We start from the raw sequence: 24,829 nt of genomic DNA on the forward strand, positions 1-24,829 counted from the left end.
CATGATCGCGCATGTATTCCCAGGAGGCTCAGTCGGGGGCCGGAACGCCTCCCGCGACGAACGCGTCCCGCGGGTGCTGCACGGACGCCAGGGAGACGATGTCCCGGCCGAACACCACGGCGGTCAGCCAGATCGCCAGCACGCGGACCTTGCGCTCCCAGGTCGGCACCGCCAGGACGTGGTACCCGCGATGCATCAGCCAGGCCAGGAGTCCCTTGACCACGAAGCGGCGGTACTGGAAGATCCCCAGGCCCAGGCCGAGCGTCGCGACCGCACCGAGGCCGTGGTGCACATAGGGCTTCGTACTCCGTCCGCGAAGGACGGCGACGACGTTCCTCGCCAGCAATTTCCCCTGCCGGACGGCGTGCTGCGCGTTCGGCACGGTCAGGACGCCGGACTCCGACGAGGTGAGGTCCGGTACGGCGGCGTCGTCCCCGGCACCCCAGGCGTCCGGCACCGGGTCCGCGTCCGTACCGACCCGGAGATCGGCCCGCACCGTCAGCAGGCCGCGGTGATCGATCGGCAGATCGGTGTGGCTGCTGACCATCGGGTTCGCCGCGTTGCCGGCGGTCCACACGAGCAGCTCGGAGTCGAACTCCTCGCCGGTGGAAAGGACCACGTGGCCGTCGCGGGCGGAGACGACCTGGGTGTTCAGGTGAACGTGCGCTCCCCTCTTCCGGAGCGAGTCCACCACCCATTCCCCCGGGCCGTCGGTGACTTCGGGCAGGATCCGATCGCGTGCCTCGACCAGGTGGAAGTCGAGCTCCCCGGCATCGAGTTCGGGGTACCTGCGGACCAGGGACGAGGCCAGTGACAGCAGTTCGGCGAAACCCTCCACCCCGGAGAAACCACCGCCGACGAACGTCACCGTGAGAAGCCGGCGGCGCAGTGGGCCCGGCTGCAGCGACGCGGCCTGGTCGAACGCCGTCAGCAGCCGGTCCCGGATGGCGACGGCTTCCTCGACGTGCTTCAGGCCGATGGCCTGCTCGGCCACCCCGGGGATGGCGAGCTTGCGGGTCACCGCGCCCGCGGTGACGACGATGATGTCGTACTCGAGGACCATCTGGTGTCCCTGCGTCAGCGAGACCAGGACCGTCTTCTGGGCATGGTCGATCTGGGTGACCGCGCCGGCCACGATCCTCGTCCGGCGCAGATGCCGGCGGTGGGAGACCGCGGCGTGCCGGGCCTCGATCGAGCCGGCCAGTACTTCGGGCAGAAAGGGCTGGTACGTCATGTAGGGCCGCGGGTCCACCAGGATGAGCCGCGCCTCGCCGCGTCGCACTCTCTTCTCCAGTTTCCACGCCGCGTAGAAGCCGGCATAGCCTCCCCCGACCACCAAGATTGTCCGCACGTTGTTCCCCTCTTCTCTAGGTGTCGACCCCGACCGCGTGGATCAGTTGCATGGAGACCTGTCTGGTTCTGAACAGCAGGGTGAGCTGGTCGCTCTGGTGGGCAGCCAGTTTGTAGGCGTGGGTCGAGTGGTGCCTCGCGGCGACGGCCGCCCGCACCTGCTCCGCTCGCCGTGACCAGGACAGCGGCGCGTCATCGGGTCGCGTGGTCTGCTCGAGGAGCGAGAACCCAGTACGGTCGAGCAGCGTCGCGAGCTCGTGCTGAGTCGGGAAGTGATTGCCCTCCGGGCCCGGCAGACGCGTCCGGCCCCGGGCGACAACCACCAGGAGTCCCAGTGACCCGCCGGGCTTCAGTACTCGGTGGATCTCGCGGAGGAGCGCGGCCTTGTCGTCGACGGTGCAGAGCACGCCGAGGCACCAGGCGGTGTCGATCGATCCCGTCCGGAGCGGGATCCGGGTGCCGTCGGCGGCGATGACCGTGAACCCGAAGAGCCGTGCCGCGGCCCGGCACGCGGTCTGCATCGGCTCCAGCAACAACGGCCGTACTCCGAACCGCTCGGCTGCCCAGGCCGCTGGACCGCCGACCCCGGCGCCGACGTCCAGCAACGTGGTACCGGTGGACAGTTCGCAGGCTTCGGCCAGCCAGGCGAGGGCGGCAGGGCTGGCACTGCCACGGCAGGCGGCCGGTATCGCGTACCGGTTTCCCAGATGCTCGACGGCGTCGGCGGTCCAGCCCGCGACATCGTCGAACTCGGCAACCATCGCAGCCACGCTCACAGCTGAACCGCCTTTCTGCTCCCCGGCCCTACAGCCGGCGTTCGACCGCCACGGTCACGAGACGGCGTCGACCGCTTCGAGGATCGAGGCCGCGACCTCGCCGGGCTGCGACACGCTCAGCGCGTGCGACCCGCCGCGTACCTCGCGGGTACCGCGCGAATCGGCGCGCTCGGCGAAGAACCGGTGAGCGGCGACCGGGATGTTCAGGTCCTCGTCGCTGATCACGAACCAGGACGGAGTGGACTTCCACGCGGGTGCGTCGGTGGGCAGGCCGGTCGTGAGCGCGGCCTCGGTGACCGGGCGCTGCGTCGCGGCCATCAGCGCGGCCTGGTCCGCGGGGACGTCGGCGGCGAACTGCTGGTGGAACTTCTCCTGCCTGATGACGAACTCGGTCCCGCCGCCCGAGAGCGGGTAGGCGGTGAGGGCCTCGCCCAGGGTGCTGCCGGGGAACTTGCCGGACAGTTCCAGCGCGCTCTCGCCCTGCTCCGGGACGAACGCGTCGACGTAGACGAGCGCGACCACGGCGTCGTTGTTCGCCGCCGCCTCGGTGATCACCATGCCGCCGTACGAGTGCGCGACGAGCACCACGGGTCCACCGATCCCGGCGATCACGTCCCGGACGTACGCGGCGTCACCCTCGAGACTGCGCAGCGGGTTGGCGGCGGCGACGACGGACAGGGACTTGACCTGCAACTGCTCGATCACGCCGTTCCAGCTCGCGGACTCCGCGAACGCGCCGTGCACGAGGACGACGGCGGGCTTCTGGTCACTCATTTTCCGCTCTCTTCTCTCTGGTGTTCGGGCTACGTGTTCGCTCACTGTCCGCAGTCCTGTCTTTCTGGGCTCTTTCAAGAGTTAGACAGGATGGCCGGGAGCTTTGTGACGCGGCGGCAACCCTGTTGCCCGAGGCCACTGTGAAGTTGGAACACAGCGTAGTTACCGGGCCGCTGTCACAAATCGGTGCGCTATCCGGTCCTTCGGGTGCAAGCCGTAGCACGCCTCAGGGCACCGAGGAGAACCGTGAACGAGCAGAACCCCGTCGTCGTGCTGGTGCACGGCGCCTTCGCGGAGTCGGGCGGCTGGAATGCCGTCATCGAGCGGTTGCTGAGGCGCTCGGCCGAGGTCGTCGCCGTGGCCAATCCGCTCCGCAGCCTGCCGGGCGACGCCGCCTACGTCCGCGACGTGATCGCCGGGATCGGCAAGCCCGTCGTCCTGGTCGGGCATTCCTACGGCGGCTCGGTGATCACCGAGGCGGCCGCCCACCACGACACGGTGAAGGGCCTGGTCTACGTCTGTGCCTTCGCGCCCGACCACGGCGAGAGCGCGTTCGAGCTGGCGAGCAAGCGGCCCGGCAGTACGCTCGGCGAGGCGCTCGTGACCTATCCCCTCGGCATCCGGGGGAACGAGTTGAGCATCGGACGGGATGCCTTCCACCGCCAGTTCGCCGCCGACGTACCGGCCGCTCAGGCAGCTCTGATGTGCGCCACCCAGCGGCCGGTCGCCCAATTGGCACTCATGACCGGCCTGCCCACGCACACACCGGCCTGGAAGACGCTGCCGTCCTGGTTCGCCTTCGGCGACGAGGACCTGAACATCCCGATCGCGGTACACCGCTATATGGCGCGGCGAGCCAACGCGGTGTGCACGCGCGAGGTGGCGGGCGCATCCCACGCCCTCAGCATCTCCGCCCCCGACGCGGTCACCGCGGCGATCATCGAGGCGCTGGACGCCTGACCGCCCCTTACTCGCCTCGGCCGTCCGCGACTACCGAGCGGACGGTGCCGACGTCATGATCGAAGGCGTCCTCGCAGGATTCGCAGTACGCCAGGTCGGAGTGGCGCAGGCGGAAGAGTTCCAGTCGCCGATGGTGGTACTGGTCTGTCTCGCCGATCCACTCCATGCCGATCCGCCGCGCTGTGGCCGCTGCGCGAGCGTTCTCCGCGCCGACGAGAGCGAACAGTTCTTCGACGCCGGCACGGTGCAGCGACCATCTGGCCATGGCCTCGCCCGCCTCTGACGCGTAGCCGTGGCCCCAGGCCGAGCGGGCCAGCTGCCAGCCGATCTCCACGTCTTCCCAAGGCGCCAGCCGGACCAGCGACACTCCACCGATCACCTGGCGGGTGCCGCGCAGTTCCACGGCCTGGTGACTGACCGGTGCCACGTCCTCCTCCCGCCACTTGCGCAGTACAGAGCGCATGGTCGCCTCGTCAGGCACCCAGCTCATGGCCGGCGTGAGCCAGCGGGTCACCTCCTCGTCGCCGTAGATCGCCAGTGCCTCGGGCACGTCGGTTTCGCGCCATGGTCTGATCACCAGTCGCTCGGTCTCGATGCTCGGCTCCATGTCGCCCTCCTGTGCTGGTTCAGGCCCGCACTGCCTATGACCGCGCAGCACGGATTCCTGTGACACAGCACCGACGCGAAGCTAAGTGAGGGGCAGACCGAAGCCAGGGCGGTCGGGGACGGTGAGTTCGCCGTCGCGCCACAGGTAGCCGCTGGTGTCCACGCCGAGCGTCTCACCGGGAACCCCCTCGACCGTGTCGACGTTTCCCAGTCCGGCGGCGAACTGGGCTGCGTACAGGGTCTTGAGTGGTAGGCCCCAGGCATGCGGCGACGCCCGTACTCCGAGCTCAGCGATCCTCGGCATGACGCCGCGCCAGCTCGTCAGGCCGAACGAGACCACGTCCATCAGCAGCACGTCGATGTCCCCACGGCCGGCGATCTCCAGCAAGGTCTCCAGCTCGGGATTGCTCTCCCCCTCGGCGATCAGCGTCGCCGAGCCGGCTTCGCGCAGATACTGCCGTAGCCGGGCAAGGTCGGCCGCGTCGTCGAGGAAGGGCTCCTCCACCCAGTACAGGCCACAGTCCGCGACCGCCTGCAGATATTCGATGAAGCCGGCGCAGTCGTACCCGTCATTGGCATCGACGAGAATTCGGTGCTCCGGATATGCCTCCCGGACGGCTCGGGTCACCTCGATGTCCCGGGCATCACCGGCCGCGCGGTCCATCCACCGATTGCCGCGCCCGATCTTCAGCTTGAACGCCCGGTACCCCGCCGCGTCGTCGGCGGCACAGTCAGCCAGTACGGCGGGCACCCCGCGTGGGCTCTCGTCCGGATCGAGATCGGCGAAGTAGATCGCCCCGTCGTAACACGCCACCGTGCTCGGCCCGTGTCCTCCGAGGATCGCGTGGACCGGCAGGTCCTCGATCTGGCCGACCAGGTCGTGCAGCGCGAAGTCCAGACCTCGCAGGGAATCGTCACGTACGCCGCGGCCGGGATCGATCAGCTCGGCCACTGACCGGCCGACCGCCTGGTCGGCAGACACAGAACCCGCGACCAACCCCCAGCCGACCTTCCCCGTGTCGGTCCGCAGGACCACGATGTCGTCTACACCACCACTGCCATGACTCCCCAGCCGGGCGTTACGGCCGACGGTCCGTGGGTACCGCGTCTTGAGGCTCGACCGCTCGACGCTGCGAACGAAATGGCGATCCAGTGACATCGGATCGCCTACTTCGCCAGGACGGGGGCGATGGTCTTCGTCCGCGCCCCTTCGTAGGCGGCCAGGAGGATGCCGAGTACGGCGATGCCCTCGTCCTCGGTGTGAAGGGGACGCGTTTTGGTGAGCAGCGAATCGGCGAAATGACCGATCTCGGCGGCGAAGGTGTCCACCGGCTCGAGGTCCACGGTCCGGGTCTCCCCCGACCGGAGCTGCCAGCTCAGGGAGGTGCCGTCGCTGTGCAGAGCACCGAGCTCGCCGACGGCCGAGAAGCGCTCGGTGGACGCGGCCGGCTGGTAGGCCCAGCTGGTCACCAGCTGACCGACGACGCCGTTGTCGAACCTGACCATGACCTGCGCCGAGTCCTCGCCTTCCATGAACTTCAGCCGGTGCGTGGACAGCATCGCCGTGGCCTCGACCGGTGACCCACCGGCCAGGTGCAGCATCAGGTACGTCGGGTGGTACCCGGTGTCGATCAGCTCGCCACCACCGCTCGTACTGCTGCTCGCCCGCCAGCCCATCGTGGTCGGGTCGAAGTCGTTGTAGAAGCTGTCGGTGGTTCGCACCTCGTAGACGGTCCCGATGGTGCCGGCGTCGAGAAGCTCCTTCGCCTTGGCCACGGCGGGCAGGAACAGCTGATTGTGCGCGCACATGAGCGTCACGCCGCTGGCAGTCACTGCCGCCCGGACAGCCGCGGCCTCCTCGGCCGTGAGGCAGAGCGGCTTCTCACACAGGATGTGCTTGCCGGCCTCGGCTGCGGCGACGATCGCGTCCCGGTGCAGGTGGTGCGGCAGGCAGATGTCGACCGCGTCGAGCCCTTCGGCCTCGAGCATCCGCCGATAGTCCGAGTACGGCGTCGCGCCGAGCTCGGCGCCGCGATCGGCAGCTGTCTGCTCCACCGCGTCGGCCACGGCGGTGATGCCGATCTTGTCGGCATGCTCGCGATAGCCACGGATGTGGGCGGACGCGATACCACCGCCTCCGATCAGCCCGACCTTGATCTGGGGCATGGGAAGTCCTCTCCTCGGCTGCTTGGTGGGAGCGCTGCTAGGGGGAGCAAGGTCAGCGCGTCGGTGCTTCGTAGGCGATCGTGCGGCCCTCTGCCGCGGCCTGGTTGGCGGCTTCGACCAGCCTGGTCAGCTCCACCGCCCGCGCCAGGTTGTCGTCGGCCCGGGTGCCGTCGGTGATGTGGTCGACCCACTGACCGAACGGGTCCTTGCCGTGCTCGGGCACCGGCACCTGCCGCTCCTCACCGCCGGACGCCGGCCCCGCGACCCGCAGTACGTTGCCCGCGTCGGTGTAGGTCAGGCTGCCGTCGGTGCCGAAGATCTCGATCGTGAAGGGATTCCGGCTGGCGAAGCCGGCCTCGATGACGCCGATCTTCTGGTCCCGATAGCCGACCGTGACGACGGCGTTGTCCTCGAGCCCGCGGCCGGCCACCGAGCGGTAGGTCGCGCTGACGGTCTCGGGATCGGCGCCGAGGAACTGCTGCAGCAGGTAGACCGGGTGGCAGCCGAGGTCGGTCAGCGCTCCACCGATCGCGGCCTTCGGGTCGAAGAACCGTTGCGGCAACCAGCCCTCGGTCCCGTCCCTCGGCACCGCTCCGTCGTGGGAGAGCCGGATCCGGCCGTACGTGAGCTGTCCGAGCTCGCCACTGTCGATCACGTCGCGGATCGCCCGGGTGTAGCCGTGCGCGAGCCGGGGCAGGGAGACCACCAGCTTGACGCCGTTCTCGTCGGCCGCGGCGATGATCTCGGTCGCCTCGGTCACGGTCGGCGCGAGCAGCTTCTCGGTGAAGATGTGCTTCCGCGCGTTCGCGGCCTGGACCATCAGGTCGCGGTGCACGTCGGTGGCGGTCGTGATGATGACGCCGTCGAGGTCATCGCGGCTCAGGAGCGCCTCGAGATCCGGCGCGAACGGTACCCCGAACCGGTCCGCCCCCGGCTGTCCGAGCGTCGGATCGTCGTCCCAGACCGCGACCAGCTCCGTCCCCGGATGCTGCTCGGTCTGCCGTGCGTAGTCTCCTGCGTGAACGTGCCAGAACCCCAGGACCGCGATCTTGAGCGGCTTCGACACTTCTCCTCCAACGAGGTCGGGTGACATCCATCGGCCGATCGCGGTCCACATTACAACGCTGTAACGCGGCGTGCGGTTGGATGGGAGTTTCGCGGACAGGGTGTGGAAGGGCTGATGCGGCAGTGCGCTCGCTCGATGAGACAACTCCAGGGATTCTGGTCTCTCACCTCGGCTACGGGACCGGCGCGAGCAAGGCCGTGATCGCGGTCGTTCCCGACAGGCCGCTCACCGCCGAACTCGTCGGTGCCGGTGGAACTTTCGTACTGAACCCGGGGCAGGTCGAGCGGGTACCCGGCTGGTCGGGTGGGCCGTACTCCCGAATCCCGCTACCGGACGACCTCGCCCCGGGGACGTACACGGTCCGAGTGGTCGTCGATGGGGTCGAGTTGCGGTCCGAACCGTTCGAGGTCGGCGAAGAGCGACTTCAGCGTCGGACGATGTCCGACGTACTGGCCTACTTCAAGGCGATGCGGTCCAGTGGGGAGATCGACCGCAAGGACCGGGCGGCCCGGTTCTGGGACGATTCCTCCGGGGCGACTGTCGATGCGCGCGGCGGGTGGCTCGATGCCAGCGGTGACACCAGCAAGTTCCTGTCCCACCTCACGTACACCTCGACCATGAGCCCGCAGCAGATCCCGCTATGTGCCTGGGCGATGCTCGCCGCTCGCGACGAACTCGCCGCGCACCGTCCGGCGCTCGTACCGGTGCTGGGCGCGCGCCTGCGTGATGAGGCGCTGTGGGGCGCGGACTTCCTGACCCGCTTCCGCTCGGCCGAGGGCTACTTCTACACCGGGATTTTCGACGCCCTCACCAAGCGGCTGGACGAGCGGGTGATCACCGCGCCACTGCAGCACTCCGTCCGGACCAGCCGATATCAGGCCGCCTATCGGCACGGCGGCGGGCTGGCGATCGCCGCCCTCGCCCGCGCCTCCACCGTCGACGACGACGGCGACCGCACCCGCGCCGAGTACTTCGCGGCCGCACGCGACGGCTTCGCGCATCTGGAGAAGCACAACCTCGACTACCTCTTCGACGGCACGGAGTCGATCATCGACGACTACTCCGCGCTGCTGGCAGCCACCGAACTCACCGCCGCCGCACCCCACCACGAGCCGACTGGCGCGGCGCGGGACGCCGCCCCGCAGTCCGCACGAGGATCCGCGCAGGAGGTTGCGCGGGCCGCCGCACGGGAGGCTGCGTGTCGGCGAGCTTCGTTGCTGATCGAGCGGTACGTCCGGTCCGGTGACGGACCGGGCTGGTTCCGCGCCGACGAGCGCGGCCGGCCCTTCTTCCACGCCGCCGAGCCCGGCCTGCCGGTGCTCGCGTTGCTGCGGTTCGCCGAGGTCCTGCCCGATGCCGCCGAGTCGACCGCCGCGCGGCGTACCGCGATCCGGGCGATGCTCGACCTCCTCGACCGTACGGCGTCCGTCCCGAATCCGTTCGGGTATCCCCGCAGTCTCGTCCAGCCACTCGACGAGGAACCGCGCGAGGCGTTCTTCTTCCCGCACGCCAACGAGACCGGGTACTGGTGGCAGGGCGAGAACGCGGCGATCGCCTCGCTGTCTGCCGCCGCCCGCGCCTGCGCACGGCTGGACGGACTCGCCACCGACGACCGGGCCCGGCTGAGCACCTTCGCCGACGATCAGCTGAACTGGATCGTCGGCCGCAACCCCTTCGACAGCTCCATGCTGCAGGGTCGCGGCCGGAACAACGCCGACTACTCCTCCGACTTCCCCAACCTCCCCGGCGGAATCGTCAACGGCGTCACCTCCGGGTGGACCGACGAGGACGACCTCGCGTTCCTGCCACCTGACGCGCCCGAGGGCGATGCCTGGCGCTGGGCCGAGCAGTGGATTCCGCACACGGGGTGGTTCCTGCTCGCCGTCTCCGCCGCGCGCTGAAGCGCTCCCGGTCGCGGACGGTAACGCAGTACTGGACTGTGGCGGTTTCCGGTGCTGGCTTCTTAACACCGGAAACCTAGGGCGCTGGCCACTCGAAATGCAGGCCGACACCTTCCGGGGCAGGTGCCCATGTCTTGGATCTGCAACCCGGCCGGCGACGGACGGCGTCAGCCGGCGGAAAGGTTCGGCTGCAACTGGGCGGAGATCTTGGCTCCCGCCAGCAGCCGGACGACCCGTGGATCCGGCGTGACGACCAGGAAACGGCGTCGGCCGGCGCGGAACCGGGCCTGCGCCTCACGTACCGTCCGCGCCACCAGTTCGGCGCCGTCGAGAGAGATGACCAAGTGGACGCGCAGCGTCGTCGGAGCCAGTCTGATCGCCTCCGCCAGGACCTTGCGCAAGGCGAGCACGAGGCGCACGTCAATCGTGCCGGCCACCGTGACAGTGACGGTCTCCCCCGCTTCGGACAGCATGATCTTGCCCAGCGGCTGGGCGGGGCCACTCTCGCTTTCGCTCATCACGTCCCCTCCGGGGCGCCGGCGATCCTCTGCCTTGCAGAGTAGACGACGACCCGGTCGTCGTCTCACTACCGGTCCCCCGGGCGAAACGGTCAGGAATCGAGAAGCACCGGTCCGGTTGCCCCACCTAGCGTGATCGTCATGGAAATCCAGACCTGATCGGAGGCCGGCCGATGTGCATGCGAGGCCTCGCGGCCCTGATCGATCTCACCCAACAACTGGACCAACTGGAGGCACCCGATGACGCGGCAGCAGGCAGCCAAACAAGGACGCAAGAGCGGAACGCCCGGGCCGTTGTCCCGGTGGGTGCAGCGGACGATGAACGCCCGGACTAACGCCAAGATCCGCCGTGGCCGCGGCGAGTTCATGGGCATGGACCTGCTGATCCTGGGCACGGTCGGTCGCCGGAGCGGGCAGGTACGCCAGTCCCCGGTGGCGTGGTTCCCCGACGGCCCGGACGCCTGGCTGATCGTCGCCTCGGGCGGTGGCAGCCAGCATCCGGACTGGTTCTTCAACCTGATGGCGCACCCCGAACGGACGTCGATCGAACTGCCGGGCCGCGACGCCGTGCCGGTGACGCCGCACCAACTCGACGGCGCCGACCGGGAGCCGGCCTGGCAGCGGATCACCGAGGCCCAGCCCCGGCTCGCGAAGTACCAGAGCAAGTCCAGCCGGGAGTACCCGGTAGTCCGACTCACCCTGCGGTGACGGACCAGGGCGTACCGGCTCAGACGAAGACAAAGGAAACAAGACCATCACTGATCGTTCGTCCAGTCCGTTTGATTGTTCTCGTCGTGGAAGCCGATCGTCCGATGCGTCCCGTCGCAGAGGGGTTTGTTGGCGGAGTGGCCGCAGCGGCACAGCGTCATCCGGTTGCGGGTCTCCAGCGGCTTACCGTCTGCCCTCACGACGGGCACGTCGCCGGTGACCCACAACGCGCTGGCCAGGCCGTCCTCCTCTTCGAGGACGGAGATCGCCTGCGGAAGGTCGGGCTCGATCGAGTCGCCGCCACGGTAGAGGGCGTAGCTGTACGACCCGGACGGGCAGTGATCGATCCGTCCCATCACGTTCGACCGGACGTCGCTGTCGGCCGTGTCGTCCAGCATCTTGGCGATCGGCCTGGTACGACCGATGCAGAAGGCCGCGTGGATGCACAACTCGCCGACCCGCTGGGCCGAGATTCCGACGCCGTCGTGGACGTGCTGCAGTTCCTCGTACGGGCGGACGTCGGCCGACTCCGTACCGTCGAAGCCGACCACCGCGTGCGTCCCGTCGCAGAACGGCTTCGAGCCCGAGCGTCCACACCGGCACAGCACGTAGATCTCCTCGGTCTCGAGATCCTCGTGCGTCTGCCAGCTCAGCGACTCGTTGCCCTCGGCTACCACCTTGCGCTTGCGTCGCAGCGGGATCCGGCCGTAGACGACGTACGGGCCGTTCTCCAGTACGACGATCCGGCGCCGCTCGTCGCCGCTCACCGGCGGAGCTCCGGTTCGACGTACTCGAAGGTCGGGCCGGCGGTCGTGCCGTCTCCTTCGGGCATCTCCATCAGGCTCTGCGCCTGCGCCTTGAGCGCGTACATGGTGCCGGTGGCGACGCCGAGCTTGCTCGGGCTGCCATTGAAGGCATGGTCCAGGAGATGCAGCACCGCGCAGTACGTGCGGTTGAACTCTTCCTGGGCGAGCCGGATCGGACTGCCCAGCGGGTGGTCCGCCAGCCGCGGGTTGGGGCGCATCGGGCGGACGCCGGCCAGGTCGAGCGCGACAGCCTCACCGGTGGGTCCGGACTGCGGCGTGTCACCACGCTGGAAGCGGCGGCCGAGCTTGAGCTCCTGGAACCGGTAGTAGTGGGCGACCTCGTTGCGCTCGGGGTGGAAGATGTCCTGGTCTCCGTCCCAGACCTCGCCTCGGGCCGTGCCTTCGCCCTGCTCGACGATCTCCTCCAGCGCTGCCAGCGCCGAGGTCAGGTCGTTGACCGCCTTCAGATGCCCGCCACTGTGGAGGAAGTGACCAGCGGTGACCTGACGAGCCGGGTCGCCGCAGAAGACCGCCTGCTCGCCGAGCTCAGCACACAGGTGATGGAGGGCTTGCTCGATGGCGTCGTAGAACTGCCCGATCGTCTCGTAGCTGTCGCCTTCGGCCGGCGCACCGGGCGGCGCCGGCCGTTCGAGGCGGAGGAACATCTCCAGTGACTCGGCACCGAACGGGACCAGCGACAACTCCAGCGAGCGGTCGCCGTGCGGCAGTGGCCGGGGATGGCGGGGCAGCATCCTCGGCGTGTCGATGCACGGCTGCCCGCCGACCGCGTTGAGGAGGTTCGCCGCCAGCGCCAGATGGATCATCTCCTCCACGAAGACGCTGCCCACCACCTCCACGGCGTCCGGATTCCGCGCCGGGTCGAGCGAGTAGAGCGCGCAGAGGTACGGCGGCAGCGTCGCGTGCTCCAGCTCGATCGCCCACTGAAGGTGCTCGCGAAGGCTCTCCAACGTGTTGATTTGTGTCGTCGACAAGATCTCCCGCGGGAGAGTCATCTGTACTCCGTACTGTCGGCGGTGGTCAGGCAGGCCGGGGTGCGCGGCGGTCCTTGCGCTGGGCAAGCTCTTCGTCCTCGACCAGGACGAGCATCGGCTGGCCCGGGTCGCACAGCATCGTCACCGTGAAGCGAAGCCGGACGTCGTCGCGGGCGTTGCCGTCCTGGTAGTGGATGACATCGCCGCCCGGCTCCCAGAACGCCTCCCCGGCAGGGATGATCCGCTCCGGCTCGCCTTCGACCTCCATCCGCATCTCCCCTTCGAGGACGTACCCGAAGGCCGGCCCGCCCGGGTGCCGGTGCGGCGGCGTACCGGGGTCGCCGGGCGGATACTCGATCACCACGGTCATCGCGTGAGCGTTGGCCGGGATGAACGGCGGTACTGCTTCCTGTACCACGGTCAGCGCCGTCTGCCATGCGGTCGATCGCGGCTTCTGGTCAGTGCTGGTGGAGTCGGAGTCGGACATCGTGAGCCTCCATAGGCATGCTTGGGCGCGTTGCCAAGGCAGTAGCCAAGACAGACAGGTCAGTAGCTAAGACAAAACAGCCGGGCGAGCTGTGACAGTCGGGCCCCGCGCGGTAGTCGTCGTCCGGCGGAGGGCCATCCCACGAGGTGTCGATCGCGCGTGGCATGCTGCCTCGGTGACCCTGTACCTGCACCGCGCCGAGCGCACCGATGGGCTCGCCGACGGACTGGGTGACCTGCTCGCCGTGCCGCTGGCCGATCCGTTCGCCGAAGAGCTCATCGTGGTACCGGCCAAGGGCGTCGAGCGTTGGCTCTCCCAGCGACTCGCGCATCGACTGGGTGCCGCCCCGATGGCCCGGGACGGGGTCTGCGCCGGAGTACGGTTCATGTCGCCGCGCTCGCTGGTCTCGGCGGTGCTGGGCCTGGACGACGGTGATCCGTGGGCCGCGGAGGCAATGGCCTGGCCACTGCTCGCTGTCCTCGACGACTCGCTCGACGAGGCCTGGTGTGAGCCAGTCGCCCGGCACCTCGGTCATTTCGACACCGGCGCCGAGGCCGAACTGCGCCAAGGTCGCCGGTACGCCGTCGCCGCGCGGCTGGCCCGCCTCTTCGCGGCGTACGCCGTCCAGCGGCCGATCCTGCTCGAGGACTGGCTCGAAGGGCGTGACACCGACGGCCGCGGGGTCGCCGTCGACGCCGATCTGCGCTGGCAGCCCGAGCTCTGGCGCCGGCTGGTCGACCGCATCGACGGACTGCCACCGCACGCCCGTCACGCCGACACGCTCACCCGGCTCCGCGACCAGCCCGAGTCCTTCCAGCTACCGGCTCGCATATCGCTGTTCGGGCACACTCGCCTGCCGATGACGGAGGTCGAGCTGCTCTCGGCGCTGGCGGAACACCGCGACGTACACCTGTGGCTGCCACACCCCAGCGGCGCTCTGTGGGAACGCCTTGAGGCAGCGGGTGCCACCGCCGGCGACCGGGCCGCCGACACGAGTCACCAAGCGGCGGACCACCCGCTGCTCGCCACACTCGGCAGGGACAGCCGCGAGCTGCAATTGGCGCTCACCGCCGTCTCAGTCGTCGACGACCACCTACAGCCGCCAACTGCGCCCGACACTCTTCTCGGTTGGCTGCAAGACGACCTACGCGCCAACACCGTCACCCCTACCGGGCGGCACCAAGCAGCCGGCGACCGCAGCGTGCAGGTCCACGCGTGCCACGGCGCGGCTCGCCAGGTCGACGTACTGCGTGAGGTGTTGCTCGGGATGCTCCAAGCCGACCCCACCCTCGAGCCGCGCGACATCCTCGTCATGTGTCCCGACATCGAGACCTACGCACCGCTGATCAGCGCCCGCTTCGGACTCGAAGACCTTGCCTACGACGACGGCCATCCGGCACACCGGCTCCGGGTGCGGCTGGCCGACCGCTCCCTCACCCAGACGAATCCGCTGCTCAGCGTCGCCTCCCAGCTGCTCGATCTGGCCGGCAGTAGGGCCACGGCCAGCCAGGTGCTCGACCTCGCGCAGACCGAGCCGGTACGCCGCCGGTTCCGGTTCACCGACGACGACCTCGACACCGTCACCGCCTGGGTCCGCGAGTCGGGCGTCCGCTGGGCGTTCGACCGGGACCACCGCGACGCGTTCGGCCTGGCCGACTTCCCGCAGAACACCTGGCGCTTCGGCTTGGACCGGGTGCTCACCGGCGTCACGATGTCCGCGGACGCGCACGCCTGGATCGACACCACCCTGCCGCTCGACGACGTCGGCAGTACGAACATCGAGCTGGCCGGCCGGTTCGCCGAGTACGTCGATCGGGTCCGGGCGGTGGTCGATCACCTCGACGGCGCGCGGCCGCTCGCGGACTGGCTCGACACGCTCCGCGGCGGGATCGACCGGCTGACCAGGGTCGGAGTCGACGACAACTGGCAGGTCGGCCAGGTCCAGCGCGAGTTCGCCGGAGTCGCCGCCGACGCCGGCACTCTCGCCGCCACCCCACTCAGGTTGCCCGATGTCCGCGCTCTGTTGTCGGCCCACCTGGCCGGGCGGCCGACCCGCGCCAACTTCCGGACCGGCACCCTGACCGTCTGCACGATGGTGCCGATGCGCTCGGTGCCACACCGGGTGGTCTGCCTGCTCGGGCTGGACGACGGGGTGTTCCCGCGGTTCGGCCTCGCCGACGGCGACGACGTATTGGCGAGGCACCCGATCACCGGCGAGCGCGACGTACGCAGCGAGGATCGCCAACTCATGCTCGACGCGATCCTCGCTGCCACCGAGTCGCTGGTGATCACCTACACCGGCGCGAACGAGTACTCCGGTCAGCCGCGGCCGCCCGCCGTACCTCTCGGTGAACTGCTCGATGCCCTCGACCGCACCACCGAGTCGGCGGTCCGGGAAGCCGTCCTGGTGAAGCACCCACTGCAGCCCTTCGACCTCAAGAACCTGGAGCCCGGTCGGCTCGGCACTGCGGGACCTTTCACGTTCGATCCGACCGCGCTGGTCGCGGCGCGCGCCGCAGCGGGACCACGGCCGCAGCGCCCGGAGTTCCTGGCGGAGCCGCTGGCATCCGCCGGCGGCGGCAACGTCGCGCTGGCGGAACTCCTGGGGTTCTTCCGTGATCCGGTGAAAGGATTCTTCCGGGCCCTCGACCTGACCCTGCCGTGGGAAGTCGACGGTGTCTCGGACGTGATGCCGGTGGAGATCGACAACCTCGAGAAGTGGTCGGTCGGCGACCGGATGCTCCGCGACATGCTGGCGGGCATTCACCCGGACGCGGCGCTGCAGGCCGAGTGGCGACGCGGCACGCTGCCGCCGGGGAGGCTCGGCTGGCGGACCGCGACCGAGATCCGTGAGATCGCCCGGAAGGTCGCGGTGAGCGCTTATCAGCATCGGCAGGTGAGCCCGCAGGCCTTCGATGTGGACGTCGACCTCGGCGGCGGCCGGCGCCTCACCGGCACCGTGCCGAGCGTGTACGCGTACCGGTTGGTGTCGGCCGGCTACTCCCGGCTCGATGCCAAGCAAATGCTGGCCACCTGGCTGCAACTGCTCGCGCTGTCGGCCAATGACGAGGACCACAACTGGACAGGCTTGGCCATCGGCCGCGCGCGGCGAGGCAACGACCCCGCGGCGCGGCTGTTCGGGCCGGTCGGAGCGGAAGCCCGTGCCCTGCTTGCCGACCTGGTCGCCGTCTATGACGCCGGTCGTCGAGAACCGCTGCCGCTGCCACTCAAGACCTCGTACGCGTGGCACCAGGCCCGCCGTACCGACGACGACCCGGTGATCGCTGCCGATCGCCGGTGGCGACCGCGGAACTACGACGGTGAGAATGCCGATCTCGCACACGTCCGCGTCTGGGGGCCCAACTCGCCGCTCAAGGCACTCATGGAGCCGACGCGACCCGGTGAGGAGCGGCCGGGCGAGCCGACCCGACTTGGCGCCTATGCGGCTCGGGTCTGGGAGCCGATGCTGCGCTTCGAGCAGGGGGGCGTGTGATGGAGCCCTTCGACCTGCTCGGTCCGTTGCCGAAGGGCACCACGGTGCTGGAGGCGAGCGCCGGCACCGGCAAGACCTACGCCCTCGCCGGGCTGGTCACCCGCTATGTTGCTGAGGGCAACGCCCGGCTGGACGAGATGCTGCTGATCACCTTCGGGCGCGCGGCCAGCCAGGAACTTCGGGAACGAGTCCGCTCGCAACTGCTGGAGGCCGAGCAAGCCCTGGCCGACCCCAGCCCATGGTTCGACGACTCCGGCCTCCTCGGTCACCTCGTCCGTGGCCCTGCCGACGAAGTCGCCTTGCGCCACACTCGTCTCCGCGACGCACTGGCCAACTTCGACGCCGCCACCATCGCGACGACCCACCAGTTCTGCCAACTCGTACTGCGCTCGCTCGGCGTCGCCGGTGACACGGATGCCGGCGTCACCCTGGTGGAAGACCTCGGCGACCTCGTCGCCGAGGTGGTCGACGATCTCTACCTTCAGCACTTCGGGAGTTCTCCGGAGAAGCCGCCGATCACCCGCTCCACGGCGCTCGAGATCGCCACCAAGGTGGTGGCCAACCCGCACACCCGGCTGGTGCCCGAGACCTATGCCGAGGTGTCGCCGGAGGGCGTCCGCGTCAAGTTCGCGCATGCGGTACTGGCCGAGATGGAACGTCGCAAGCGCCGGCTCGGCATTCTCGGGTACGACGACCTGCTGACCCGGCTGGCGGCCGCGCTGGAGGATCCAGCGGCTCCAGCCCGGCAGCGGATGCAGCGCCGCTGGTCGGTGGTGATGGTCGACGAGTTCCAGGACACCGACCCGGTGCAGTGGAAGGTGATCGACGCCGCGTTCAACGGCCACAGCACGCTGGTACTGATCGGCGACCCGAAGCAGGCCATCTACGCCTTCCGCGGCGGCGACATCGAGACGTACCTCCAGGCGGCCGGGACCGCCCGGCAGAGGCGCACCCTCGACAAGAACTGGCGCAGCGACCAGCCGCTGGTCGACTGCCTGCAGGTCGTGCTCGGCGGCGCCCGGCTCGGCCACCAGGACATCGTCGTGCACAAGGTTGCCGCCAGCAACCAGGGCAGCCGGCTCGTCGGGGCCCCCTCCGATGCGCCGTTCCGGCTCCGGGTCGCGCGCCGGGAGCAGTTCGGCTCGGCGACGCGCAAGAGCATCGCGATGGACGATCTGCGCGACCACATCGCCGAGGACCTCGCCGCCGACATCGGCCGCCTGCTCGCCGCCGGCGCGACGTACGCCGACCGCCCGCTCCGCGCGGGTGACATCGCGGTGATTGTCGAGGCGCACAAGGACGCACGCGCCTGCCGCGAGGCGCTGGCGAAGGCCGGCGTCCCCGCGGTCTACTCCGGTGACCTCGACATCTTCTCCTCGCAGGCCGCCAAGGACTGGCTGTGCCTGCTCGAGGCGTTCGAACAACCGCACCGGTCCGGCCTGGTGCGGGCCGCGGCGACCACGATGTTCTTCGGGGAGACGGCGGTCAGCCTGCACGCGGGCGGTGACGATCTCACCGACCGGATCGGGCAGACACTGCGCGCTTGGGCAGATCAACTGCGGGTTCGTGGCGTCGCCGCCGTGTTCGAGGCCGCCCAGCTCAGCGGGATGGCAGAACGCGTGCTGTCCTGGCGCGGCGGCGAGCGCGACATGACCGACCTCGCCCACCTCACCGAACTGCTGCACGAGACCGCGCACCGCGAGCGGTTCGGGTTGCCCGCGCTGCTCGACTGGCTGCGCGAGGAGTGCACCGGGAAGGGCCGGACGACAGAGCGAACCCGCCGGCTCGACAGCGACGCCGCGGCGGTGCAGATCATGACGGTGTGGGTGAGCAAGGGCCTGCAGTACCCCGTCGTGTACCTGCCGTTCGGGTTCAACCGGCACATCTTCGACGACGACGAGTTGCTGCTGTTCCACGAGAACGGCGTACGGAGCCTCGACATCGGCGGCCGGAACCACGGCGGCCACAAGGCCAACGAGAAGCGGTGGCGGGCCGAGGTCGCCGGAGACGACATCCGGCTCACCTATGTCGCGCTGACCCGCGCGCAGTCGCAGGTGGTGGCGTGGTGGGCGCCGTCCTGGGACGAGATCAACGGCGGAATCTCCCGGCTGCTGCGTGGTCGCAAGCAGGGCGACCCGGTCGTGCCCGACAGCCTCGACAGGGCGACGTCCGACGACGACGTGCTGATCTGGTTGCGGCGCTGGCAGCAGGCCGGCGGACCGGTCGTCGAGGAGTCAGTGGTCGCGGAGCACGTCGAGCCCGGACGCGAGGCGTTGCCCGGCGGGCTCAGTGTCGGGTTGTTCTCCCGGGAGATCGACCTCGCCTGGCGGCGTACGTCGTACTCCGGGTTGATCCGTGCGGCCGAGCAGCAGGTGGGTGGCGTCGCCAGCGAGCACGAAGAGGACGAACTGGCGGACGAGTCCGTGGACCCGTTGCCCACGTCGGACACCGCGTCGTCCGAGGCAATGCCTTCGCCGATGGAAGGACTGCCGGTCGGGGCGACCTTCGGGTCGCTGGTGCATGCCGTGCTGGAGGAGGCCGATCCGCACGCACCTGACCTGCACGCCGAGTTGGCCGGACGAGTCCGCGACCAACTGCCGTTGTGGCGGGTCGAGGTGACACCTGATGTTCTGGCGACGGCGATGCTGCCGATGCACACCACGCCACTCGGGCCCCTTGTGCCTGGGCTGACCCTTGGCGAACTCGGTCTCAACGACCGACTCCGTGAGCTGGATTTTGAGATCCCGCTGTCCGGTGGAGATCAGGCGGTCGCGGCCGACGTACGGCTTGCTCAGTTGGCGCCTCTACTGCGCTCGCACCTGGCTGCAGACGACCCGCTCCTCCCCTACGCCGACCGGCTCGAACAGCCGCTGCTCGGTCGACAGACCTTGCGCGGCTACCTCACCGGTTCGATCGACGTGGTGCTTCGGGTGCCGCACGGAGACAGCCACCGGTTCGTGGTCGTCGACTACAAGACCAACCGGCTCGGCGATCCCGAGCAGCCCGCTACCTCCGCGGATTACGGCCCCGATCAGCTGGCTGCCGCGATGCTGCATTCCGACTATCCACTGCAGGCCCTGCTGTACTTGGTGGTGCTGCATCGGTACCTACGCTGGCGGCTGCCGGAGTACGACCCTGCCACTCATCTCGGCGGCGTGGTCTATCTCTACCTGCGTGGCATGTGCGGCCCGGAGACACCACTCGTGAACGATCATCCCGCCGGCGTGTTCACCTGGCCGGTGCCGCCGACGCTAGTACTCGCGTTGTCCGACTTGCTCGACGGGAGAGCAACATGACCGTGTCGAATTGCGCGCCTCCGGCGCGCGGGTCATGGGGCTGGAACTCCCAGCCTTCCCTCGTCGCTCCGGTCGCTTCGCTCCCTCCGCTCCTCAGTCCAGGCCGGGAGGCCCCATGACCGCGGCCGTCGACGAGTTCGACTCGACCCTGGCGCTCGCTGCCACTGGGAGGTTGCGCGACTTCAATGACGCGGGCGTGCTGGTTGCTGCTGACATCCATGTGGCGAGCAGACTCACTGCCATGCTGGGTGAGACCGACGAGTCGGTGGCGCTGGCGTGTGCACTTGTGGTGCGGGCAGTGCGGGCAGGCTCGATCTGCCTCGACCTCGCAGAGGTGCGCGACGAAGTGGGTGAGGACGGCGCCGCACTCGCCTGGCCAGATTTGGACCGATGGCTCGCGGCGCTCGCGGCTAGTCCTCTGCTTGCCCCACCCCAACCGCTGCGCCTCGAAGGCAATCTCCTGTACTTCGATCGCTACTGGCGCGAGGAGCAGCAGGTCGAGCAGGACCTCCGTCGCCGAGCCGCCCGACCGGCGCCGGTAATCCCCAACGAGGCGGCCCTGTCGGCAGGGCTCACCAGGCTCTTTCCCGATGCGTCGTACGACGAGCAGCGGGTAGCGGCCGAGACCGCAGTACGGCAGTGGACGACGGTTCTCACCGGCGGGCCGGGCACCGGCAAGACCACCACAGTCGCCAGGCTGCTGGCCCTGCTCGCGGAGCAGGCCGAGCTCGCCGGCCAACGGCGTCCGTGGATCGCGTTGACCGCGCCGACCGGCAAGGCCGCGGCCCGTTTGGAGGAGGCCGTCCGCTACGAGCTGTCCGAACGGCTCTCCACGCAGGATGCCGAGAGGCTAGGCGACTTTCACGCCCGGACCCTGCACATGTTGCTCGGTCGACGGCCCGACTCGTCGACCCGGTTCCGGCACGACCGCGACAACCGGCTGCCGCACGACATCGTCGTCGTCGACGAGACCTCGATGGTTTCGCTGACGATGATGGCGCGGCTGCTGGAGGCGGTCCGGCCCGGAGCCCGGCTGATCCTGGTCGGCGATCCGGACCAGTTGGCCTCCATCGAGGCGGGCGCGGTGCTCGCCGATCTGGTCGCCGGGCTGGTCGCCGGAGGGCACGGCGAGGCTGCCGAACTGCGTACCTCGCACCGGTTCGGCAGCGAGATCGGCGACCTGGCGCTGGCGGTGCGCGAGGATCGCCGCGACGATGTCCTCGGTCTGCTCCGCGACGGCGGCGAGCGGGTGCATTTCGTTGAGGACGAGGACCCGCGCGAGCGCCTGCGGGCCGTGCTGCTTCCCGACGCCCTCGCGATCCGGACCGCCGCCGAAGCCGGCGACGATGTCCGCGCGCTGGCCGCACTCGACCGGCACCGGCTGCTCTGCGCGCACCGGGACGGGCCGTGGGGCGTCAACCACTGGAACCGGACCGTCGAGCGATGGATCACCGAGGCGACCGAGGACCCGCTCTGGGACACCTGGTACGTCGGCAGGCCGGTGCTGGTGACCGCCAACGACTACGGGCTGGGCATCTACAACGGAGACGTCGGAGTCACCGTACGGCGACCGGACGGATCCTTGCGGGTGTGTATCGACAGCGCCCGCGGGCGGCTCGACTTCGCGCCCGGCCGGCTCGGTAATGTCGAGACGCTGCACGCGATGACCATCCACAAGGCGCAGGGCAGCCAGGCCGCCGAGGTCACCGTGCTGATGCCGGGCGAGGAGTCCCGGCTGCTCACCCGCGAGCTCTTCTACACAGCGATCACGCGTGCCCAGGACAAGGTCCGGGTCGTCGGCACGGAGGAGTCCGTACGCCTCGCGCTGGCACGGCGCGCGCTGCGAGCCACCGGCCTCCGCCAGCGACTGATCGGCGTCCCGGACCAGTGACGGGCCCAGCGACACCGCCGATGGCTCGGCCCAGCGACTCCGCCGATGGCTCGGCCAGGAGCGCCGTCGGTGATTCCGCTCAGTGACTCGGCCTGCGACGGCGCCGGTGTTCGCTCTGCGGCGGCGCCGATGTTTCGGCCTGCGCGGCGCCGGTGATTCCGCTCAGTGACTCCGCCGGCACCTAGCATCAACTGACATGGCTCAGCAGACCCCGTTCCCGCCCCCGCAGTACGGCCCGCCGCAGCGGAATCGCGGCCCGCTGGTGCTTGTCGTCGTACTCGGTCTGGTGCTGGTCATCGTGCTGGCAGTGGGCGCCGTCGTACTGCTGCGTGCCGACAAGTCGGAGTCTGGGGAGGACACGACCGCCGGCAAGCCCCAGGCACCGGAGGCTGTGCAGTTCCGCCCGGTGACCAAGGCCGAGCAGGGTACGTGCGACACAACGACGCCGGCCGCCGACGGAATCGCCTGCGGACCGGACGGCACCCGCTACAGCCTCGGCAAGGTCGAACTGGACGGCACCCACGTGTCCGACGTGACGACTTCCGCCGGACCCACCGGCGCCTGGAATGTCGCCCTGAGCCTCGACGCCGACGGCGCGCAACTGTTCGCGCGGCTCACGACGGACCTGGCGGCGAAGACCCCGCCGCAGAACCAGCTCGCGATCGTCGTCCGCGGCCGGGTCGTGACTGCTCCCGTCGTCAGCTCCGCGATCACCGGCGGCAAGGTGGAGATCAACTCCAACTTACCAAGCAGGACGCGGAGAAGCTCGCCGCCGAGATCACCGGCTAGTTCTCGCCTGCGTGAGCGTCAGCCGAACTGGCGGGGCAGCTTGGGGTGACGGTTGACGTCCTTGTAGAGCAGGTAGCGGAAGCGGGTCGGACCGCCGGCGTAGCAGGCCTGCGGGCAGAACGCCCGCAACCAGAGGAAGTCGCCCTCCTGGACCTCGACCCAGTCCTTGTTGAGCAGATAGACCGCCTTGCCCTCGAGCACGTACAGGCCGTGTTCCATCACGTGGGTCTCGGGGAACGGGATCACGCCGCCGGGCTCGAAGCTGACGATGTTGACGTGCATGTCGTGGCGGACATCGAGCGGATCGACGAACCGCTGGGTCTTCCACCGGCCCTCGGTGTCCGGCATTTCGATGCCCTCGACCTCGACCTCGTTGGTGACGAGGACCTCGGGAGCGTCGATGCCCTCCACCGGCTCATAGGCCTTGCGGACGAAGTGGAACGTGGCGACCCGGTCGCTGGTGTTGCGCAGCGTCCAGTCCGCGGCCGGGGGCAGGAAGGCGTAACCGCCCGGTGCGAGGTCGTGCTTCTCGCCGGCGACCGTGAGTGCGAGGTTGCCGTCGACAACGAACAGGACGGCCTCGGCGCCGGGGTCGGTTTCCGGCTTGTCGCTGCCGCCGCCCGGAGCGACCTCGACGATGTACTGCGAGAACGTCTCGGCGAAGCCCGACAGCGGCCGCGCGAGCACCCAGAGCCTGGTGTTCTCCCAGAACGGCAGCCGGCTGGTGACGATGTCGCGCATCGTGCCGCGCGGCAGTACGGCGTACGCCTCCGTGAAGACAGCCCGGTCGGTGGTCAGCTCGGTCTGCGCGGGCAGCCCACCCGTCGGGGAGTAGTAGTGCGGCTGGTTCATCGGTCGTCTCCTCGGGTGAGCAGCCGGCCTCGTGGGTCGGCGTGGATGTCGATGGGTTCGCCGCGCAGCCAGGTACTGCGAACCACGCCGGCGAGCGACCGCCCGGCGTACGGCGTCATCGCGTTCTTGTGGTGCAGGGCGTTGACGTCCACCACGAACGTCTCGTCGGGCGCGAGGACGCAGAAGTCGGCGTCGTAGCCGAGGTCGATCTTTCCCTTGCGTGGCAGCGAGGCCTGCGCTGCCGGCGCCTGGCACATCCAGCGGGCGACCTCGACGAGGCTGAAGCCACGCTCGCGCGCCTGCGCCCAGACGGCCGGCAGACCGACCTGAAGGGAGGCGATGCCGCCCCAGGCCGTGCCGAAGTCGCCGGTGTCCAGGTGTTTCAGGTCCACCGTCGAAGGCGAGTGATCGGAGACCACGAGGTCGATCACCCCGTCCCGCAGGCCTTCCCAGAGCAGTTCCCGGTTCTCGGCCTCACGAATGGGCGGACAACACTTGTACTGCGTCGCGCCGTCGGGGATCTCCTCGGCGCTGAACGTCAGGTAGTGCGGACAGGTCTCGGCGGTGATCCGTACACCGTCGCGTCGGGCTGCTGCGATCACCGGCAGGACCTCGGCGCTGGACACGTGCAGGATGTGCACCCTGCAGCCGGTCCGGCGGGCGAGGTCGATCACCTCGGCCACCGCGGCGTTCTCCGCCTCACGCGGCCGGGAACGCAGGAAGCGGAGGTAGCTCTCGCCACTCGCCGACGGTGCACTGTCGATGCTGTGGGCATCCTCGGCGTGCACGATCAGCAGCCCGTCGAACGAACTGATCTCACGCATGGCCGATTCGAGCTGAGCCGCGTCCAGCGGCGGGAACTCGTCGACGCCCGAATGCAGCAGGAAGCACTTGAAGCCGGAAACACCTGCTTCGTGCAGCGGCCGTAGCTGGGCGAGGTTGCCGGGAATAGCGCCGCCCCAGAAGCCGACGTCGACGTACGCCTGGCGCTCGGCGGTCTTCTGCTTCATTTCCAGCGCCGGTACGTCGCAGGTCGGGGGGATGCTGTTGAGCGGCATGTCGATGATCGTGGTGACACCACCCGCCGCGGCCGCCCTGGTCGCGCTGGTGAAGCCCTCCCAGTCGGTGCGCCCAGGGTCGTTGACGTGGACGTGAGAATCCACCACGCCTGGCATCAGCACCTCGTCGTCGGCCAGTTCCATCTGGTCGGCGCCGTCGAGGGCGGACTCGTAGGGCTCGATCGTGGCGATCCGGCCGTCCTTGATGCCGACGGCAAGCGACACCTCGCCCGAGGTACTGACAACCCTGCGGGCCCGGATAACCAGATCCAGCATGCTCATCCACGTCCTCGCTTCGCTCCGGGCGTGGATGAGACACGAGCCGGGCGGTGCTTGATGA

General features: G+C 69.4%; 20 protein-coding genes. 7 read left to right on the plus strand and 13 right to left on the minus strand.

Features of this window, described 5'->3' with window-relative positions; translation table 11 throughout:
• Positions 1 to 28: 28 nt before the first annotated feature.
• From ABD255_RS22790 to ABD255_RS22800, 3 genes are read right to left on the minus strand one after another with little or no spacing between them, the layout of a single operon-like run.
• The gene (locus ABD255_RS22790; protein WP_344217153.1) at positions 29 to 1,351 is read right to left on the minus strand and encodes an NAD(P)/FAD-dependent oxidoreductase; all 1,323 of its coding nucleotides are present in this window, start codon (positions 1,349 to 1,351) and stop codon (positions 29 to 31) included.
• A gap of 16 nt (positions 1,352 to 1,367) precedes the next feature.
• The gene (locus ABD255_RS22795) at positions 1,368 to 2,126 is read right to left on the minus strand and encodes a class I SAM-dependent methyltransferase (protein ID WP_344217156.1); all 759 of its coding nucleotides are present in this window, start codon (positions 2,124 to 2,126) and stop codon (positions 1,368 to 1,370) included.
• Between the two features lie 54 nt (positions 2,127 to 2,180).
• A complete protein-coding gene (locus tag ABD255_RS22800) occupies positions 2,181 to 2,900 on the minus strand; it encodes an alpha/beta fold hydrolase (RefSeq protein ID WP_344217158.1) in 720 nt (239 codons plus the stop codon).
• Positions 2,901 to 3,146: 246 nt separating this feature from the next.
• Between ABD255_RS22800 and ABD255_RS22805 the strand changes: the two genes are divergently transcribed.
• Positions 3,147 to 3,860 carry an alpha/beta fold hydrolase gene (locus tag ABD255_RS22805; RefSeq protein WP_344217160.1) on the plus strand — a complete coding sequence of 238 codons (714 nt, stop codon included), beginning with the start codon at positions 3,147 to 3,149 and terminating at the stop codon, positions 3,858 to 3,860.
• A gap of 7 nt (positions 3,861 to 3,867) precedes the next feature.
• Here ABD255_RS22805 and ABD255_RS22810 read toward each other — a convergent pair whose 3' ends face one another.
• The 4 genes from ABD255_RS22810 to ABD255_RS22825 all read right to left on the minus strand — a co-directional run bounded on the left by ABD255_RS22810 (position 3,868) and on the right by ABD255_RS22825 (position 7,698).
• Positions 3,868 to 4,467 (minus strand): GNAT family N-acetyltransferase, encoded by a 600-nt coding sequence (locus ABD255_RS22810; protein ID WP_344217162.1) that lies wholly within the window; start codon positions 4,465 to 4,467, stop codon positions 3,868 to 3,870.
• An 81-nt stretch (positions 4,468 to 4,548) separates the two neighbouring features.
• Positions 4,549 to 5,625 (minus strand): mandelate racemase/muconate lactonizing enzyme family protein, encoded by a 1,077-nt coding sequence (locus tag ABD255_RS22815; RefSeq protein WP_344217165.1) that lies wholly within the window; start codon positions 5,623 to 5,625, stop codon positions 4,549 to 4,551.
• A gap of 8 nt (positions 5,626 to 5,633) precedes the next feature.
• Positions 5,634 to 6,632 carry a Gfo/Idh/MocA family protein gene (locus ABD255_RS22820; RefSeq protein ID WP_344217167.1) on the minus strand — a complete coding sequence of 333 codons (999 nt, stop codon included), beginning with the start codon at positions 6,630 to 6,632 and terminating at the stop codon, positions 5,634 to 5,636.
• 52 nt (positions 6,633 to 6,684) lie between these two features.
• Entirely contained in the window at positions 6,685 to 7,698 is a 1,014-nt protein-coding gene (locus ABD255_RS22825; RefSeq protein WP_344217169.1) for a Gfo/Idh/MocA family protein, read from the minus strand.
• Positions 7,699 to 7,820: 122 nt separating this feature from the next.
• Here ABD255_RS22825 and ABD255_RS22830 point away from each other — a divergent pair, with 122 nt between their 5' ends.
• Entirely contained in the window at positions 7,821 to 9,599 is a 1,779-nt protein-coding gene (locus ABD255_RS22830; protein WP_344217171.1) for a glycoside hydrolase family 9 protein, read from the plus strand.
• Between the two features lie 167 nt (positions 9,600 to 9,766).
• On the opposite strand, the gene ABD255_RS22835 is transcribed toward ABD255_RS22830, so the two are convergent.
• Positions 9,767 to 10,117, minus strand: a complete 351-nt coding sequence (locus ABD255_RS22835) for a hypothetical protein (protein ID WP_344217173.1) — start codon at positions 10,115 to 10,117, stop codon at positions 9,767 to 9,769.
• Positions 10,118 to 10,357: 240 nt separating this feature from the next.
• On the opposite strand from ABD255_RS22835, the gene ABD255_RS22840 reads away from it, so the two are divergent.
• Positions 10,358 to 10,825, plus strand: a complete 468-nt coding sequence (locus ABD255_RS22840) for a nitroreductase family deazaflavin-dependent oxidoreductase (protein WP_344217175.1) — start codon at positions 10,358 to 10,360, stop codon at positions 10,823 to 10,825.
• Between the two features lie 47 nt (positions 10,826 to 10,872).
• Here the strand turns inward: ABD255_RS22840 and ABD255_RS22845 are convergent, their stop codons facing one another.
• Genes ABD255_RS22845 through ABD255_RS22855 form a run of 3 tightly spaced genes read right to left on the minus strand, consistent with a single transcriptional unit; the run spans position 10,873 to position 13,110 of the window.
• A complete protein-coding gene (locus ABD255_RS22845) occupies positions 10,873 to 11,592 on the minus strand; it encodes a CDGSH iron-sulfur domain-containing protein (RefSeq protein WP_344217177.1) in 720 nt (239 codons plus the stop codon).
• Positions 11,589 to 12,644 carry a ferritin-like domain-containing protein gene (locus ABD255_RS22850; protein ID WP_344217179.1) on the minus strand — a complete coding sequence of 352 codons (1,056 nt, stop codon included), beginning with the start codon at positions 12,642 to 12,644 and terminating at the stop codon, positions 11,589 to 11,591. Before ABD255_RS22850 ends, ABD255_RS22845 begins: the two co-directional genes overlap by 4 nt.
• A 25-nt stretch (positions 12,645 to 12,669) precedes the next feature.
• Positions 12,670 to 13,110, minus strand: a complete 441-nt coding sequence (locus tag ABD255_RS22855; RefSeq protein WP_344217181.1) for a cupin domain-containing protein — start codon at positions 13,108 to 13,110, stop codon at positions 12,670 to 12,672.
• A gap of 175 nt (positions 13,111 to 13,285) precedes the next feature.
• On the opposite strand from ABD255_RS22855, the gene recC reads away from it, so the two are divergent.
• The 4 genes from recC to ABD255_RS22875 all read left to right on the plus strand — a co-directional run bounded on the left by recC (position 13,286) and on the right by ABD255_RS22875 (position 22,628).
• Entirely contained in the window at positions 13,286 to 16,603 is a 3,318-nt protein-coding gene (gene recC / locus ABD255_RS22860; protein WP_344217183.1) for an exodeoxyribonuclease V subunit gamma, read from the plus strand.
• Positions 16,603 to 19,899: a UvrD-helicase domain-containing protein gene (locus ABD255_RS22865; protein ID WP_344217185.1), complete on the plus strand. Its 3,297-nt coding sequence runs from the start codon at positions 16,603 to 16,605 to the stop codon at positions 19,897 to 19,899. Before recC ends, ABD255_RS22865 begins: the two co-directional genes overlap by 1 nt.
• Positions 19,900 to 20,014: 115 nt before the next feature.
• Positions 20,015 to 21,790: an exodeoxyribonuclease V subunit alpha gene (gene recD, locus ABD255_RS22870; protein ID WP_344217187.1), complete on the plus strand. Its 1,776-nt coding sequence runs from the start codon at positions 20,015 to 20,017 to the stop codon at positions 21,788 to 21,790.
• A 196-nt stretch (positions 21,791 to 21,986) separates the two neighbouring features.
• Positions 21,987 to 22,628, plus strand: a complete 642-nt coding sequence (locus ABD255_RS22875) for a SecDF P1 head subdomain-containing protein (protein WP_344217189.1) — start codon at positions 21,987 to 21,989, stop codon at positions 22,626 to 22,628.
• Here ABD255_RS22875 and ABD255_RS22880 read toward each other — a convergent pair.
• Positions 22,598 to 23,431 (minus strand): bifunctional allantoicase/(S)-ureidoglycine aminohydrolase, encoded by an 834-nt coding sequence (locus ABD255_RS22880; RefSeq protein ID WP_344217191.1) that lies wholly within the window; start codon positions 23,429 to 23,431, stop codon positions 22,598 to 22,600. The genes ABD255_RS22875 and ABD255_RS22880 overlap by 31 nt on opposite strands.
• On the minus strand, positions 23,428 to 24,765 hold the full coding sequence (gene allB, locus ABD255_RS22885; RefSeq protein ID WP_344217193.1) for an allantoinase AllB: 1,338 nt from the start codon (positions 24,763 to 24,765) through the stop codon (positions 23,428 to 23,430). Before allB ends, ABD255_RS22880 begins: the two co-directional genes overlap by 4 nt.
• Positions 24,766 to 24,829: the final 64 nt, after the last annotated feature.

Origin of the sequence: Kribbella sancticallisti (genome assembly GCF_039530625.1) — a bacterium.
Classification (GTDB): Bacteria; Actinomycetota; Actinomycetes; order Propionibacteriales; family Kribbellaceae; genus Kribbella; species Kribbella sancticallisti.